General features: G+C 46.1%; 15 protein-coding genes. 9 read left to right on the top strand and 6 right to left on the bottom strand.

Annotated elements, in window-relative coordinates:
- Positions 1 to 58: 58 nt before the first annotated feature.
- Together GWR21_RS19150 and GWR21_RS19145 are read right to left on the bottom strand one after the other, a co-directional pair.
- Positions 59 to 982, bottom strand: coding sequence for an aspartyl protease family protein (locus GWR21_RS19150; protein WP_162333301.1), 924 nt, complete (start codon positions 980 to 982; stop codon positions 59 to 61).
- Positions 983 to 1,064: 82 nt separating this feature from the next.
- A complete protein-coding gene (locus tag GWR21_RS19145) occupies positions 1,065 to 2,297 on the bottom strand; it encodes an aspartyl protease family protein (RefSeq protein WP_162333300.1) in 1,233 nt (410 codons plus the stop codon).
- Between the two features lie 61 nt (positions 2,298 to 2,358).
- Here GWR21_RS19145 and mqnC point away from each other — a divergent pair, with 61 nt between their 5' ends.
- The 3 genes from mqnC to GWR21_RS19130 all read left to right on the top strand — a co-directional run bounded on the left by mqnC (position 2,359) and on the right by GWR21_RS19130 (position 5,062).
- On the top strand, positions 2,359 to 3,483 hold the full coding sequence (gene mqnC, locus GWR21_RS19140; RefSeq protein WP_162333299.1) for a cyclic dehypoxanthinyl futalosine synthase: 1,125 nt from the start codon (positions 2,359 to 2,361) through the stop codon (positions 3,481 to 3,483).
- Between the two features lie 339 nt (positions 3,484 to 3,822).
- Positions 3,823 to 4,467 carry a hypothetical protein gene (locus tag GWR21_RS19135; protein WP_162333298.1) on the top strand — a complete coding sequence of 215 codons (645 nt, stop codon included), beginning with the start codon at positions 3,823 to 3,825 and terminating at the stop codon, positions 4,465 to 4,467.
- Positions 4,468 to 4,519: 52 nt separating this feature from the next.
- Entirely contained in the window at positions 4,520 to 5,062 is a 543-nt protein-coding gene (locus GWR21_RS19130; RefSeq protein ID WP_162333297.1) for a GNAT family N-acetyltransferase, read from the top strand.
- Here GWR21_RS19130 and GWR21_RS19125 read toward each other — a convergent pair.
- The gene (locus GWR21_RS19125) at positions 5,059 to 5,952 is read right to left on the bottom strand and encodes a hydroxypyruvate isomerase family protein (protein WP_162333296.1); all 894 of its coding nucleotides are present in this window, start codon (positions 5,950 to 5,952) and stop codon (positions 5,059 to 5,061) included. The two genes, GWR21_RS19130 and GWR21_RS19125, sit on opposite strands and share 4 nt — an antisense overlap.
- A 297-nt stretch (positions 5,953 to 6,249) precedes the next feature.
- Between GWR21_RS19125 and GWR21_RS19120 the strand changes: the two genes are divergently transcribed.
- Positions 6,250 to 6,567 carry a hypothetical protein gene (locus GWR21_RS19120; RefSeq protein WP_162333295.1) on the top strand — a complete coding sequence of 106 codons (318 nt, stop codon included), beginning with the start codon at positions 6,250 to 6,252 and terminating at the stop codon, positions 6,565 to 6,567.
- Positions 6,568 to 6,762: 195 nt separating this feature from the next.
- Here GWR21_RS19120 and GWR21_RS19115 read toward each other — a convergent pair whose 3' ends face one another.
- Positions 6,763 to 9,633 (bottom strand): TonB-dependent receptor, encoded by a 2,871-nt coding sequence (locus GWR21_RS19115; protein ID WP_162333294.1) that lies wholly within the window; start codon positions 9,631 to 9,633, stop codon positions 6,763 to 6,765.
- Between the two features lie 44 nt (positions 9,634 to 9,677).
- Positions 9,678 to 10,436, bottom strand: coding sequence for a GLPGLI family protein (locus GWR21_RS19110; protein ID WP_162333293.1), 759 nt, complete (start codon positions 10,434 to 10,436; stop codon positions 9,678 to 9,680).
- A gap of 177 nt (positions 10,437 to 10,613) precedes the next feature.
- Between GWR21_RS19110 and GWR21_RS19105 the strand changes: the two genes are divergently transcribed.
- The 5 genes from GWR21_RS19105 (at position 10,614) to GWR21_RS19085 (ending at position 15,740) form a co-directional block, all read left to right on the top strand.
- Positions 10,614 to 12,035, top strand: coding sequence for a sensor histidine kinase (locus GWR21_RS19105; RefSeq protein WP_162333292.1), 1,422 nt, complete (start codon positions 10,614 to 10,616; stop codon positions 12,033 to 12,035).
- An 11-nt stretch (positions 12,036 to 12,046) separates the two neighbouring features.
- Positions 12,047 to 12,736 carry a response regulator transcription factor gene (locus tag GWR21_RS19100; protein ID WP_162333291.1) on the top strand — a complete coding sequence of 230 codons (690 nt, stop codon included), beginning with the start codon at positions 12,047 to 12,049 and terminating at the stop codon, positions 12,734 to 12,736.
- Between the two features lie 16 nt (positions 12,737 to 12,752).
- Positions 12,753 to 13,781, top strand: coding sequence for a phenylalanine--tRNA ligase subunit alpha (pheS, locus tag GWR21_RS19095; RefSeq protein ID WP_162333290.1), 1,029 nt, complete (start codon positions 12,753 to 12,755; stop codon positions 13,779 to 13,781).
- 92 nt (positions 13,782 to 13,873) lie between these two features.
- Positions 13,874 to 14,734: a 3-hydroxyacyl-CoA dehydrogenase NAD-binding domain-containing protein gene (locus tag GWR21_RS19090; RefSeq protein WP_162333289.1), complete on the top strand. Its 861-nt coding sequence runs from the start codon at positions 13,874 to 13,876 to the stop codon at positions 14,732 to 14,734.
- A 19-nt stretch (positions 14,735 to 14,753) separates the two neighbouring features.
- Positions 14,754 to 15,740: an SDR family NAD(P)-dependent oxidoreductase gene (locus tag GWR21_RS19085; RefSeq protein ID WP_162333288.1), complete on the top strand. Its 987-nt coding sequence runs from the start codon at positions 14,754 to 14,756 to the stop codon at positions 15,738 to 15,740.
- 6 nt (positions 15,741 to 15,746) lie between these two features.
- Here the strand turns inward: GWR21_RS19085 and GWR21_RS19080 are convergent, their stop codons facing one another.
- Positions 15,747 to 16,421 carry a hypothetical protein gene (locus tag GWR21_RS19080; RefSeq protein WP_162333287.1) on the bottom strand — a complete coding sequence of 225 codons (675 nt, stop codon included), beginning with the start codon at positions 16,419 to 16,421 and terminating at the stop codon, positions 15,747 to 15,749.
- Positions 16,422 to 16,466 lie beyond the last annotated feature (45 nt).

The raw sequence follows: 16,466 nt of genomic DNA, 5'->3' as shown, positions 1-16,466 counted from the left end.
ATTTCCCTGTTTATGAGAGTTGCAAGTTAACTAAAAGAATGGGAGAATAGACTGGGTCTTATTTTTCGAGAAATAACTCGCGTCCGGTATAATTGATCGTCATAGATCTGAATTGCCTCCACACCATGTACCCGATGGAGCCAGCCATTTCATGGATAGAGCCGGCATCATTGACATCTTTGCAGTAACTGGCCGCCACCTGGGAGAGCTGTACTGTACCCAGACTGAGCGTAGGTACGCTGGTATTGGTATACGTTAATTCTTTATAAAGGTCGTGTACCTTGTCTGTGCTGAGAGTGGTGAGCCGGCTATTTAGTTTATGTTTTTCCACAAATGGGAAGTTGAACAGGATACCGTATTCTCCACCTGAGATCAAATGAAAGCGGCTGCTGAGCGTTTCGCCATCAGGCAGTTTCACGGCGCCTTCCACAACCGGGGTATTGAAGTTCCGGCTCAGCGTCATCCGTTGTCCCGGTGTATTGGCAGGCGTTTGTGCCGACCGGTAAAGTTCCAGCACTTCTTTTTCGTAGTCGATCTTCACAATGAACGATTTCAGCAGGTCTACGCCAATGAGGCCATCAATGGTGATGGGGATGTCTTGAAATTCGTCAAGTGGCTCAATGTATACTTTAACGAATGGCAGCCTTGTCTTCTCGAAATAAAGCACACTGAGTTCAGCAGTAGGCACTCTGACCACAACAGCATCGGTTCCTGTTAATCCGCCGCCTTCTTTCGTCTTCAGATCCAGTCTTTCCGCTGTTCGCTTGCGAAGCGTAGTCACTTCTGCTCCGGTATCGAAGATGAAATGAAGGCTGTCTGGCGCTCCTCCTGAAGGCGTATTACCGGAAGTGGCACAGCTGATCACCATATAGCGGTCATACAACCGGAACGGGATAGTTGCTGTTGGTTTCGGCTTTGCCGGCACCTGTGCAAAAAGGAATACCGGCAGGCATACGAGTATGGCAAAAACGTACTTTCTCACGATGAACATTATCTCCTTTTAAAGTGGGAAGATCCCACACAGATTCCTAACGGAGGAATGTGCAATGTATTATATCATGTCCTTATAATATGCTTTTGATCTGTATTTTTTTTATCAGCAGTTCTTTATTGCGCATTATCAGGAGAGTAGGCTTTGTCCCTACATTTTTCAGCAGGTCACGGTATAGCTGCAGATTCGTGGAGAAGGTATTATTGATTGCCATGATGATATCTCCTTTTTCCAGGCCGGCTTTTTCTGCGGGTGAGCCTTTAATGATGTCTGTTACCTCTACCCTGCCGTCAATGAGATAGATGATCAGACCTGTGTAGGAATAGTCAAACGGATCTCTGAAGTGAGAATTGGGCATCAGGTATATTTCCTTTTTGCCGTAGTTAAGGATCAGGTTGAACCTGCGCAGCAGGTCGTTTCCTACCATACCACCCAGGAAAGGATAGGCGGTGACATTGCTGACATCATCAAACAGGTATACCGGTACATTACGAAAGCTGTAATTGCCGATCTTGAACTCTTGCAATGTAGTGATGTCCATGCTCATTTTGCCGCCCAGTCCCTGCGCTTCGGTCTGGATCACCTTACGCTGTCTTTTACGGGAAGAGAGCAGGGCGCTGTCTTTCACAAACTGATGGGATAACAGCAGGCACATGCCCGCACCGGTATCAAAGTAGTAACGGTTATAGTGCTGTGCTTTCCCGTTTTTCAGGAATGCATTGACAATAGGTATCAGGGTAAGGGATGGACGCAGCAGATGACCACCCTTAGGGTAATTGAACTTGCCTTTCTGGTAGATAGAGATCATTTCAGTGTCGTAATCTACCTGTACAATGAATTTGCTCAACACGCTGTAACCCATTATTCCATCTATCTGTAATCCGTAAACCTGGCTGATAAGCTCATAGTCGTTGATGTGAAAGTCCAGACTATCCACCTGTAAACCAGGTAATAACAGTGTTTTGTCCATAGCAAAAGCGACAGTCTTAGACCCTCCTACTCCTCTTACTACGCGATCGGTCGGCGTGAGTGGAATGCCTAGTTGCAGGCAGGTATTGGTATCCAGGGAGATGCCGGCGCTACCGGTATCAAGTATGAACTGCAGGGTATCCGGAATGCCGGCGAGGCATGCCTGGACGACTACGACGCCTCCATAGTACTGTTTAAATGGGAAACGGGTGATCAGTTCACCTTCTTTTAGGGTGGTGGCGGGTGTCGGTATCGTTTGCGCGTTCGCAACATGGAATAGACAGTTAATGGCAAATAATATGAACCAGTAGTGCTTCAACAACGTAGATTTTTGCATACAGTTACCGTAACAGAATAACGATGCTATAAATTTAACATTATTCCTACCTTTGTCCATCATGGAACTGAAAGATCTATACAGGAAAGCATTAAACTTTGAGTGGCTTACTCCGGAAGAAGGGATTTACCTCTTTGAAAAGGCACCGCTTGCAGAACTGATGGATGTCGCAAACGAACTGCGTAAGCAGCAGGTGCCACACGGAAAGGTGACCTGGCAGATTGACCGTAATGTGAATACAACGAACGTGTGTACGGCCAACTGTAAGTTCTGTAACTTCTACAGGATTCCCGGTCACGCGGAGGCCTACATTACCACCATTGACGAATACAAGAAAAAGATAGAAGAGACGCTGAAGTTCGGCGGAGACCAGCTGCTGTTGCAGGGTGGTCACCACCCGGAACTGGGGCTCCAATTCTATGTTGATACCTTTAAACAGCTGAAGCAGTTGTATCCGGCTGTAAAGCTGCACGCGCTCGGTCCCCCCGAAGTAGCGCACATCACCAAACTGGAGAAAAGTACGCATATTGAAGTGCTGTCGGCACTGAAAGAAGCGGGACTGGCCAGTTTACCCGGTGCAGGCGCAGAGATCCTGAATGATCGTGTACGCCGCCTTATCTCTAAAGGTAAATGCGGTGCACAGGAATGGCTGGATGTTATGAGAGCTGCCCATAAGCTGAACATCCCATCATCTGCAACAATGATGTTTGGTCATGTGGAAACACTGATGGAACGCTTCCAGCACTTTGCCGACATCCGCCAGGTGCAGAGCGAAAAGCCGGAGGGGCACTATGGCTTCACAGCCTTTATTCCATGGACATTCCAGGATGTGGATACACTGTTATCCCGTATCCGCGGTGTGCATAACATGACCACTTCTGAAGAATATATCCGCATGATCGCATTGAGCCGTATCATGCTGCCCAATATCAAAAACATCCAGGCTTCCTGGCTGACGGTAGGTAAACAGGTAGCACAGATCTGTCTTCATGCCGGTGCGAACGATTTCGGCTCTATCATGATCGAAGAAAACGTAGTAAGTGCTGCAGGGGCTCCTCACAGGTTCACCTACCGCTCTATGCAGGAAGCGATCAAGGAAGCTGGTTTTGAACCGCAGCTGCGCACGCAGTTGTACGAGTTCAGAGCCATACCGGAAGGTATACAGGAGCAGATCATCAACTACTAATTCGTAACAGGGCAACAATGGGTTACGATCGGAAGTGCGCCGGAGAGTGATACGAGCGTAATTTATTTAAGCAGACTATTTATAAAAGCCGCGGTGCTTCAGTAATGAGGCGCCGCGGCTTTTTATGTGTGGTTAAAATGTGACAATTGTGAGGGTTTAATGGGAGGACCCGCCAGATGGTTGATCAATATAGCCCACGGAGAAATTTACAGGGAGGAACAATTTTTTTAAGCACAATTCGTTGCGCAATATGCTGGTTATCAAAGAAATGTTAATTTATTTCTGACTTGTAACTCTACCGCTCGTCCGCCGTCTAACAGGTAGTTAAAAGGAGGAATTATGAAAAAGTTAGGTTTATTTTTAATGGCTATTGGGTTATTATCCATGACAGCCTGTACCAGCACCAAACTCACTTCATCCTGGAAAACACCGGACGCGCGGTTGCAACAGGAGAATAAGATCATGGTGATTGCACTGGTACCCGCGAAAGAACGCAGTCTGCGTATACTGATGGAAAATAATCTGGTCACTGAGCTGAAGAAAGAAGGTTATAACGCTATATCGGCGTATGCGACCTATGGACCAGCCGATACGCTGGGAAAAGACGAGAAGGCAGCCCTGAAGCAATTCCGTAACAGTGATGTGGATCAGGTTATGACTGTCGCAATGGTGGATAAGTCCCGCGAGAAAAAGTATGTCCCTGCATATAATGGCTTTGGCCCTTATGGTGGTTATCCCTACTATGGTGGCGGTTTCTGGCCCTATTACAGAGGCTGGTATGGACGGATGTACGATCCTGGATATTATTCAGTGAATACGAAATATGAATGGGAGACCAACCTGTATGACCTGAAAGAGAAGAAGCTGTTGTACAATGCGCAGTCCGCATCAGTAGACCCTCCTACTGCCTACAGGCAGGCTTACCTGTTTGCAAAACAGATCGTAAAGGATATGCAGAAGCAGCAGCTTATCGCCATGAAGTAGTAGGTTAATTTATTATTTTTGAGGTTTGGCCCAACGCCAAACCTCTTCTTTTATGCTGGAATTACCTGTTAACGAGGCTGTTGTGTTAAGGCAGTTGCAACCTGAACATGCCCCGGCCCTCTATAACCAACTGGATCATTCCAGAAAGAGTCTTCGCCGATTCCTGCCGTGGGTGGACTATAACACCCAGCAGGAACATACACTTCGTTTTATTGAGATGATGCTTCGCAAGGCCGAAGATCGTGAGGCGATTGCTATGGGGATATGGTATCAGGGAGAATTAGGTGGCGTAATTGACCTGCATGGCTGGGATCATCAGCTGGAAAAGGCAGAGATCGGGTATTGGCTGGGAGAGGATTTCCGGGGGAAAGGATTGGTAGTAAATGCCTGTAAGGCCCTTATTTCGTTTGCATTTGAATCGCTGAGACTGAATAAACTGGAGATCAGGTTTGCATTACAGAATACATCCAGCGCTCAGATCCCCATCAGGCTCGGTTTTACCAAAGAGGGTATTCTTCGCCACAGTGCCAAATTACATGGGCAGTATGTGGATACCGTCGTGATGGGGATCCTGAAGCAGGACTGGAAATATTAGATATCGCAAATGGCCACGGCTTGTTTCAGCGACGCCAGTTTGTCCGTACGTTTAGGCACAAACTCCTGTGCCACAAAGCCTTTGAATCCCGTGTCGTGGATGGCTTTCATAATAGCCGGATAGTACAGTTCCTGTGATTCGTCTATTTCATTTCTGCCCGGAACGCCACCTGTATGATAGTGTGCAAAATACTGGTGATTATTCTGGATAGTGCGGATCACATCTCCTTCCATGATCTGCATATGGTAAATATCATATAATAATTTGAAGCGGTCTGAACCGATTGATTTACAGAGTTCAACACCCCAGTCGGTATGGTCACACTGATAATCAGGATGGTTTACCTTGCTGTTAAGCAGTTCCATCACAATGGTCACCTTTTTCTTTTCCGCATAGCTCATAATGCGTTTCAGTCCTTTGGCGCAGTTTTCCACACCCGCCTGGTCATCCAGTCCGTCACGGTTCCCGGAAAAACAGATCAGGTTAGTAAAACCAGCTTTAGCCGTCTCATCTATGAGATGTTCATAGTATGTAACTAACTGATCGTGATGTGCTTCCCGGTTCCATCCTTTTGTAATACCCCAGTCTTTGTTAATTGAGGCGACCATCGCACAGGTCAGGTCATATTTCTTTGCGGTGGCAAAATCTTTCGGGTCCAGCAGGTCGATTGACTGAATACCGATTCTGTTAGCGGCTTTACAAAGTTCTTCCAGTGGAATGTCATTATAGCACCAGGCACAAACGGAGTGGTTAATCTGGCCTTTTAGTTTTTCATCCATCGTACTCTCGTGCGCCATTACACGGGTAGTAAGAGAGGCGAGGGAAGTCGAAGCAAATGCCATTGCAGCGGCTTTCTTAATCATATCGCGGCGGGAATTTTCGTTAAGCATGTCGGATTACAGTTTACGTGAAACTACGCAATTTAAATTTCCGTAGATCTGTTCCGTTAAATACTTCGTAACTTTATGTAGCGCCAATACGTTATAATATTTAGCCGACGATTATGTTTGATTTTAAGGGTTACGAATACACAGATAAATCAATCAGCATTTTTTAAGAGCTTGTTAAACAGATCATTACTCCAAAAAAACGCCACAACGCCGCATCGTAATTCCCGTACCGTTCAACCGTAATTAAGATTGGTAAGCTATTTGATTATACATTGTTAACATTTAAAGCGGAGGTCTATGGAAAGAAGATTTACCCCTGCATTATGGACTTGTATTGTAATGGACCTGATCGGATGTGCAAGTTATTCTGTGCCGGTTTTAGGAGAAGTAAGTGATGTGATCTGGGCCCCAATTTCTGCTATTATTTTTTACAGGATGTTTGGCAGTAACCTGGGGGCTTTTGGAAGTGTGTTCAACTTTATTGAAGAACTATTCCCTGGTCTGGATTTTATTCCAACATTTACACTGAGCTGGGTAGTAAGAAAAGTGACGCAGAGCATCAGGGAACGCAAGACGGCTCAAAAAGTACGCAGGTACAAGGTAGCCGGTGTATAGTACCATAAGCACCAACAAAAAATACTAAGGTTGTAAGGTTTCGAAGCTGGAGGTATGATTGAGGAAGTACGCCCCCACCTTTGTTATCCTTTCAACCTTTCAAAATTTCATCAACGTCGGAGTCATTTTACAGCATCTTACATAAAAAAAGGTCTCACAATTTGTGAGACCTTTTTCTTTACAGTAATTAGCTTCCTAACCTCTTGGCATCATCATCGGAGTGCCCATGCGCATTCCCGGGTTACCCATCCTGCGACGCTCCATGTTATTATTGTTATTCCCGCTGCCGGTGAACTTGTTGATGAAGAACGTAAAGCTTAGCATAAAGTAGCGTTGCAATACCATGTTATTCACATCTTCGATGTAGTTTTCACCGATGTTACGGCTGATGCTGACGTTCTGATTTAGCAGGTCGTACCCCGAAAGTTTGATCAGACCTCTCTTATTCTTAAACACGCTTTTAGATACAAACGCATTCAGCATCGTCACATCAACGTTGTAACCTTCTGCCCTGCCCGCATTCAGCGTATAGGTAATATCGCTTCCAATGATCAGCCCAAGTGGCAGATTGATGTTATAGTCAAGGGAGAATGCATAGTTGAAATAGTTGGTGTTATTGTTTGGCTGAATATCATACCGGGCTCCCTGGTAATTGATATTCGCAGAGGTAGAGATATCAAACAGCTCTTTATGGCTATAATTGAAGCTGATGCCCTGTGAGACACTGAAGTTCTTTGTATAATTTCTTCCCAGTCTTGAGAAATCTGCGCTACTGCTGGTGAAACTGACGTCCCTGGTATAGTTCAGATTTGTATTGAGGTTCAGTGAGCTGTTCAGTTTTTTAAGTGGGAAGATATTCACCATAAATGCGTTGGCACTATAGGCTCCATTGGCATTCATTGGTTTCGTGTATTGCTTACCGGAAGTATCAACACGGTTGGCATTTACAATTTTATTGCTTGTCATATTTGCACTTACACCTGTGATGAAACCTCTGAATGTGCTGCTGTTAAACATATTGTAACCCAGGTTCACGCTGTGTTGGAAGGACGGCTTCAGATCCGGATTTCCCTGTGGGACGTACAGCGAACTGGTAAGGTCTGGTAGTGGTTGTAACTGTGATACAGTAGGCTGTGTGGTACTACCATTATACCGCAGACGTAATCTTTTTCCTTTCTGGAAATTATAGTTGAATGATGCGGATGGGTAGAAGTTTACCGTACGCTGATCAATATGTGTATTACGGCTTACGTTATCGTTTACAAGACTGGCAAACTGCACGTTCATACCAAAGGTATAATCATACTTCAGTTTCTGCGTCCGGATGTTAATGCCTGCCTGTTGTGTTGTGAATGTATTTTCAAACAGGTTGCTCAGACTATCGTTCAGCAGGTCATATTTACCATCACCATTTACATCATAGGTAAGGTTTTTTGAATTGCTGTAATTGTTATTAAAGCTGTAGGTCAGTTCAAGGAAACGATCTTTCATGAGCGGTTCCGTATACGTCAGTCTGGTTCCTAGATTACGCCCCTTGTTGTCTGCACTGGTCATACGGTCATAGCCGGTGAAATAGGCGTCAGTCGTATCTGTGCCAAGATGCGTATCTCTTGTTTTGAAGAAGTTCTGTCTGTCGGTAGTATTATATCCGAAGGAGAAGTTCACACTCAATGTGCGGCCCACCTTATTAAATTTTTTGCGGAACAATGCATTGGTGGAGAAGTTCGGCGAGGTAGCATGACTACGGTTATCCGAAGTACCATCAATGGTCTGTACCCTGTTCTTATCGAGCGACTGATAGTTGTTGAGTGAATTGGTACCGCCTTCTGAATAACTCAGGGTTGGCGTCACGATCAGTGAATGCATGGAGTCGATCTGGTACTCCACCCGCATGTCAAGTTTGTGGTTGGTATTATTGGTAACAGAGCCGGACTGCTGGTTATAAAAGAATGTGCTATCCTGCAGGAAGGTCTGTTTATCACTCGTTCGGCTGGTCTCTGTACGTGTATCGCTGACGAAATAACTTCCACCTATTTTCAGTTTAGAATTGAATGTCTGGTTGAAGTTTAAACCCGCATTCCAGTTACGCGTGATGCCTGTGTTGTTGTTACCACCCAGGTTACCGAAAGTAGATTGTGCAGCACCACGGCCTCCCCCACCGGCACGGCCACCGCCTCCTCCACCACCGCCACCGCTGAAGTTAAAGACGTCATTAAAGGTGTAGCCCATGTTGTTGATGTTGTTACCACCACCAAGGAAGGAGAGCTGCAGGTCATTATTGAAATGGTTCAGGCTTGTATTGACTGCGAAGCGGTCGTTATCACCATAACCAGCGGAAGCACGGCCGAAAAAGCCCTGTTTTTTATCTTTTTTCAGGGTGATGTTGATCGTTTTTTCTGTGTTACCATCGTCAATACCAGTAAATTGCGACTGATCGGACTTACGGTCTATCAGCTGGATCTTATCAATGATATCAGCAGGAAGGTTTTTAGTAGCCAGTTTCGGATCATCGCCAAAGAAAGGTTTACCATCTACCAATACCCTTTTGACGGTTTCACCCTGCGCAGTCACTGCCCCATCTTTGTCAACGGTTACACCAGGCAGTTTCTTTAACAGATCTTCTACTACAGCATTTTCCCTTGTCTTAAAAGACCCGGCATTGAATTCAAGCGTGTCTTTTTTAACGGTGATGGGCGGTACTTCCTGGACAATTTCCACTTCATTCAGCTGCAGGCCATTGCCTTTCAGCTGGATGGTGCCCATGTCAAGCACGGGCTGGGCTGCAGATATCGTAACACTTTTAAATACAGGCCTGTAACCCAGGAACGTAATATATATCCTGTAGTCGCCTAATGCGATGCCCGGGAAAGAGAAGGCACCTTTTTTATCGGTAAAGGAAGTCTGAGCCAGGGAAGAATCTCGTCCATTCAGCAGGGCAACTGTCGCATCCGGCAAAGGGTGCGTAGCAGAAGAGTCAGTCAGTAAGCCTTTAATCTGTCCCTGTTGCGCTTGTGTGGTCAGCGCAAACAGGAACAGTGTTATAGCTATAAGGGTAAATCTTTTCATGAAAAGGGTGTTGGTAATGAGGACACGATGCAAACTTACGGTTCTTAGTTGTTTCCGTTTTGTCTGTCGCGGAAACGCTGCATCGTCTCACGACGCATTTCACGTAATTGGTCCTCAGTTACTTTTTCTGCGTTGGCAGGTATGGAAAGGTCGACAGTAACTGGTTTGAAATCCACTTTCGTAGCTGTGAACGAGCGGCGGCTGCCTTCGGCAGAGAGTACAACGCCATTGCCTTCAGGCAGGAGACCATTGATCGGGCTGTAGCTGAATGGCAGGTCCTGGGTGTACCATACGGTGTATTCTTCATTACGGATGGTAACTGTGGCTTTCTTACAGCTGAAGCCCGCTATTTTCTTTGTTTTTTCGCTCAGCTTGGGCTCTTTTGCTGCAGCATAGGCTTCTTCCGCGAAATATACTTTAGTGGTATCGTCTGGTTTGGAGAATAGCTGGAGGTACTTTTTGCCGGACAGGTCTACATATGCATTACCACCAGGGCCACGCATACCTGAGAAGCGACCACCACGGCCACCGCCTTGTCCACCAGGGCCGCCGGCGCCACCAGGGCGTCCACCGCCAAAGTTAGGACGTTCTGTATCCAGCTTACCCTTTCCACCGGAGAAGTAGAAATGCTGGTTAAACGTGATCACCTGCTCTTCTCCATCACCTTCTGCACCACCACGCTGGGGCATTTTAGCATTGACTTCATAGTCTATTACACCTGTATTCTTATCCTGTGCAAAGGCCGTCATAGCGGTAAAGGCTATCAATGCGGCGCTGAGGAGTGTCTTTGGTAAGTGCTTCATATACGCTGATTTTTTCTGATACAAAAGTCACTATTCGTTTTCCATTTGTTGGTTAAATAGCTTTATTTACTGTTAATTACTGTTAAGGGCATAGAGTGGGTACAGGAGGAACCAATAGATTTGCATCAAACCCGGTTACCGGGGAACTCATCTTATTTAAAGTGAAAACTGGCACATATGCGTCAACGGATCCGGAATATTCTGATATTAATGTGTGTCTGCATAGTAGGCATCTATCTCTTTCAGGGATACTGGTTATACAATTCTTACCGTATACAGCTTGATCAGTTTAACAAAGATATCAATGAATCGCTGCGCACGGCTGTATTTAATAAACAGTTTGCAGATGTACGCAGGTATTTCAGAAATCCGGGCAGGGACCGGGATTCTTTCAGAATGCCACCGCATGATATGCAGATGGAAGAGCCTATCATCAGAAGAAAGCAAAGCACTTATTTAACAGACACAATTAAACGAAGGAGAGATTTCCGGGGAAGTAATGACTCTTCGAAGCGGGAGTATGCAGATACGCTTGCGAGACAGATATCTGACCTGATATTGCTCAACAGCCTGTTAAGTGACAGTGTGAAGCTCATTAAACTGGATTCTTTATTTACTTCAGAACTTCATTCCCGTCAGATACTTACAGCGTATTCGCTGGATACTTTTCATATTGATTTTAACGGTTTTTCCAGAGAAGGGTTCCGGGACAGTTTAAGAAAACGTCCCCCGCTACAGACATCTAAAATTCCTTTTAATGCGGCCAGCAACCTTTTTGTCCAGGCTAAGTTTGAATCGCCGCTGGAATATATACTGACAAAGATGATGTGGACGCTGATCGGTTCTCTTTTGTTATTAGTGCTGACGACGCTCTGCTTCGTGTATATGCTGCGTACGATATTGAAACAGAAGCGATTGTCAGAGGTGAAGAACGATTTTATCAATAACATGACGCATGAGCTGAAAACACCCATTGCAACGGTCTACGCAGCCGTTGAAGCTATGCAGAACTTTAATGCACTGAACGATCAGCGGAAGACACAGATGTACCTGGATATTTCAAAGCAGGAGTTACAACGGTTGTCCGACCTGGTGGAAAAAGTACTGCATATTGCGGCAGAGGAGAATGAGGAGATAGAATTGTTCAGAGAGCCGACAGACCTAAGCGAAGTGATGGACAGTATTATAACCAATCATCAGTTGAAGTACAACCGTCCGGTACAGTTCAGGTTTGATAATCTGCTGGGAGAACAGCTGGTCAATATAGACAGGACGCATCTGACAAATGCAGTCAGTAACCTGGTGGACAATGCGATAAAATACTCCGGAGATCAGCCTTCCGTCTATATCAAAACGGCACTGGAGGGAAGTAAGCTGGTGATTCGGGTGAAAGATAACGGGATCGGTATCCCGAAGGTATATCAGCAGAACATTTTTGATACCTTCTTCCGTGTACCGACCGGTAACCTGCATAATGTGAAGGGATTTGGGCTCGGGTTGAGTTATGTGAAGAAGATAGTGGAGCTGCATGGAGGCACCATCACCGTACACAGTGAGCCGGAAAAAGGAAGTGAATTTATCATACAAATACTGGTTTAATACGAGCAATTATGTCTAAAGTATTATTGATAGAGGATGAATGGCAGTTAGGACAGATCGTGAAGGATAGTCTGGAAATGAGAGGCTTTGAGATGTTATATGCAGCAGATGGAAAGGAAGGGCTCCGTTTATACCAGGAGCATCAGCCGGATGTAGTCGTGCTGGATATTATGATGCCGAATATGGACGGGTTTACGGTCACCACGGAGATCAGAAGACAGGATAAGACGACGCCTATCATTTTTCTGACAGCAAAGTCCCAGACGACGGATGTGGTGAAAGGGTTTGAGCTGGGGGGCAATGATTACCTGAAGAAGCCGTTCAGTATGGATGAGCTGATTGTCCGTATCAAGGCGCTATTGCAGCGGTTTAAAGAGGCAAACGGAGCCGCGCCGGCTGCCAGTTCGGATGAGATTTCCATTGGCCAGTATTCATTTAACTATACCAAGCAGACGCTGACGCGTAATAACCAGACAGCATTCCTCTCCCACCGGGAGGCGGAAATATTACGCCGTTTGTCGGATAACCTGAACCAGGTCATGGAAAGGAAGACGGTATTGCTGGACCTCTGGGGGGATGATAGTTTCTTCAATGCCAGGAGCATGGACGTGTTTATCACCAAGCTTAGAAGGTACCTGAAAGACGATCCGCGGGTACAGATCGTGAATATAAGAGGGGTTGGTTATAAACTGATCTTTTAAATTATATTTGCGGACTATGGAGCAGATAGAACAGCAAATAGCTGCCTACAAACAGGAAATTCTGGGATTTGAACCAGCCACAGCTGCGGATCTTGAACAGTACCGCATTAAATTCCTTGGTACCAAAGGAATCGTAAAAGCCATGTTTGGCGAAATGAAGCAGGTGCCTAACGACCGTAAAAAAGAGTTCGGACAGGTACTGAACGGCTTTAAACAGCTGGCGGAGGAAAGGTATGCTCAGTTTGAGCACCTGAAAGACAACGGCGCTGTAGCCAGCACCGATGCTGACCTGACCCTGCCTGCAGAACCACACAGACTGGGTACCCGTCACCCGATCAGCGTAGTAAGAAATAAGATTATCAGCATATTTGAACGCCTGGGCTTCGCTATTGCGGAAGGTCCGGAGATAGAAGACGACTGGCATAACTTTACAGCGTTAAATCTGCCGGAAAATCACCCTGCCCGCGATATGCAGGACACATTCTATATCAGTAAGCATCCGGATTGGTTACTGCGTACCCATACGTCTTCTGTACAGGTAAGAGCAATGGAGTCCGGCAAACTGCCGATCCGTATCATTTGCCCGGGTCGTGTGTACCGTAACGAGACCATTTCAGCAAGAGCACATTGCTTCTTCCATCAGGTAGAAGGCCTGTACATTGATGAGAATGTATCGTTTGCTGATCTGAAACAGACGCTCTACCATTTCGTAAAGGAGCTGTTCGGAGATACCACCCGTATCCGCTTCCGTCCCTCCTACTTCCCGTTCACTGAGCCAAGTGCAGAAATGGACATTTCCTGTCAGATCTGTGGTGGTTCCGGATGTAACGTTTGTAAACATACCGGCTGGGTAGAGATCCTGGGTTGTGGTATGGTACATCCTAAAGTGCTGGAAAACTGTGGTATCGATCCGGAGAAATATACCGGTTTTGCTTTCGGTATGGGTATCGAACGAATTACCATGTTGAACTACCAGATCAAAGATCTTCGCCTGTTCTCAGAGAACGACACCAGGTTCCTTGAGCAGTTCGAGGGTGCGCTTTGACGACATAAATTATTCTTTTCAGAAGGAGAAGACGTGCGTTAGAGATAGCCACCGTTTTCTCCTTCTGTTTTTTTACCCCAACAGTTCCTATTATGAAAACAATTGATCAGATCACAACGATCGTTGTGTGTGGCGCCGGTACCATGGGCGCAGGCATTGCACAGGTAGCGGCAACAGCCGGTTATAGCACGATACTTTACGACCTGCAGGCTACTGTGCTGGATAAGGCACGTCAGCAGATCTCCCAGCAGCTGGAAGCAGCAGTAAAGAAGGAACGTATGACACCAGCAGAAAAAGAAGCGGTATTACAGCGGCTCTCTTTTACCAGAAGGGTGGACGATTGTAAAGCTGACCTGATCATTGAGGCGATCATAGAGAGAACAGATGTAAAGACAGCATTATTTAACGAACTGGCAGGTGTCAATGGTCCGGATACGATCTTTGCTACCAATACCTCTTCCCTGTCGGTTTCCCAGATCGCTAAAGAGATCGCACAACCGGAACGGGTCGCCGGGATGCATTTTTTTAATCCGGCTCCCCTGATGAAACTGGTAGAAATAGTAACCGGAGATCGTACATCACCTGCGGTAGCTGAACTGCTATTTACATTATCTCAGCGGTTGGGAAAAACGCCCGTAATGGTGAAAGATACGCCCGGATTTATCGTCAACAGGGTCGCCCGGCACTACTACCTGGAAGCTATGCAGGTGGCCGCAGAAGGCGTCGCAGGGTATAAAACAATTGACCGGTTGCTGGAAAGTGCAGGTTTTCGGATGGGGCCTTTTGCATTGATGGACCTGATCGGTAATGACGTAAATCTGGCCGTTACCCGTTCACTTTATGAGGCATATGACAGGGCTCCCCGGTTTGCGCCAAGCCCTCTCCAGGAAGCGAAAGTGGAAGAAGGTGCACTTGGAAAGAAAAGCGGGAAGGGATTTTATAATTATCTTTGATGCAAACGGGACTTACTTCATGATTTTAGTAACGGGAGGAACAGGTTTTTTAGGCAGTCATTTATTACGGAAACTGGTGAATGTCGGGCAACAGGTACGTGCATTGTACCGTAAAGAAATTCCTCATCAGGTAAAAGATATTCAGCATAAAATAGAATGGATACAGGGTGACGTGCTTGACGTGGTCGCGCTGGAAGACGCGATGCAGGGAGTGGACAAAGTCTACCACTGTGCGGCAGTCGTGTCTTTTACTCCGGGAGATCATGACAGGATGATGAAGGTGAATATAGAAGGTACTGCAAATGTGGTGAACCTTGCTATAGATGCCGGCGGCGTAAGAAAACTGGTGCATGTAAGTTCGGTAGCAGCGCTTGGACGAGCTAAAGCCGGCAAACTGGATGAGTCCTGTGAGTGGCAGGATAGCAAGAATAATTCTAAGTATGCTGTCAGTAAATACTTTTCAGAGATGGAGGTATGGAGAGGCAGAGCGGAAGGTCTGAATGTGGCAATTGTCAATCCAAGTATCATCCTTGGAGCAGGTTACTGGAGTGACGGCTCCGGCGCGCTGATCAAAAATGCCTGGAAGGAATTTCCTTATTATACACAGGGGATCAACGGCTTCACTGATGTAAGGGACGTGGCTGAGATCATGTACAGGTTAATGGAAAGTGATATTGATGGCGAACGGTTTGTTATATCAACGGCCAACTGGAAGTATTACGATCTGTTTCGTGAGATGGCGACCCAACTGGGTAAAAAGCCGCCACATATACCGGTGAAACCATGGCTGGCGGAAATCGTATGGCGTATGGAAACGCTGAAAAGCAAGATCACGGGAAAAAAGAGCATTCTGACTAAAGAGACAGCCCGAACAGCACAAATGCAGGTTTTCTACAACAACGACAAGATACAGCAGGCATTACCGGATTTCACTTTTACACCACTGGAGCAAACTATTGCCGATATGTGTAAGGCCTTCCTGCGGGAACAGCAGCAACGATCATAAACTTTCTTATCTGACAAGCAGCGCGCTTATGGCCGCTGCCAGGACCGGCTGAAAAGGATTTTCCTCCATGTCCGCACTCATCCATACCCGGGGATGCACGCCGGTTACTACCGCAGCTACCACCTTTTTACGGAGGTGAAATTCATAGCAGATATTTTCATAGGAATTTTTAGTGCCAAACCGGTTATGAGCAGTAATACGGATCTCTGTATCAGCGGATCTAAGTATACCTGCCGGTTTATTTTCATTCAGCTCCAGAAAGGTCTGGTCCTTCAGGATGAGCTGCCACTGTTTTAAGGGCTCATTTTTGCCAATATTGATCGCTACATAGGTAAATAATGCAGTTGGAGGCATTTTGTCCATAAATGAGGGCAGAGATAGCCCTGAAAAGGCAATGTGAGCCGCCTGTATCACTTGTATTAGTATATCCTGCTCTTTACCCGTGAGCCGGAAATTAAAGGGATGCAGGGGCGATTTTACAAAAGAAAGATCAATATTTCTATCTGCACCGTTCTTACGGGAAGTTGTGGTATACGCGCCAAAGGAGATGGTTCTGGCGGTGAACCAGCCATCATCGATCTTTACTGTCCATTCCTGTGAGGAGTCATAAAGGCTTTTTTGCGCCAGGCATGTTGTGCTCAGGGAGACAGCGAGTAAGCATGTCAGGAAATAACGGAACATATATCAGGATTAACAAAAAGGCTTCATGCGTTATACATGAAGCCT

It is taken from the genome of Chitinophaga agri (assembly GCF_010093065.1).
Taxonomy (GTDB): Bacteria; Bacteroidota; Bacteroidia; order Chitinophagales; family Chitinophagaceae; genus Chitinophaga; species Chitinophaga agri.
This window is presented reverse-complemented; position numbering and strand designations above follow the sequence as displayed.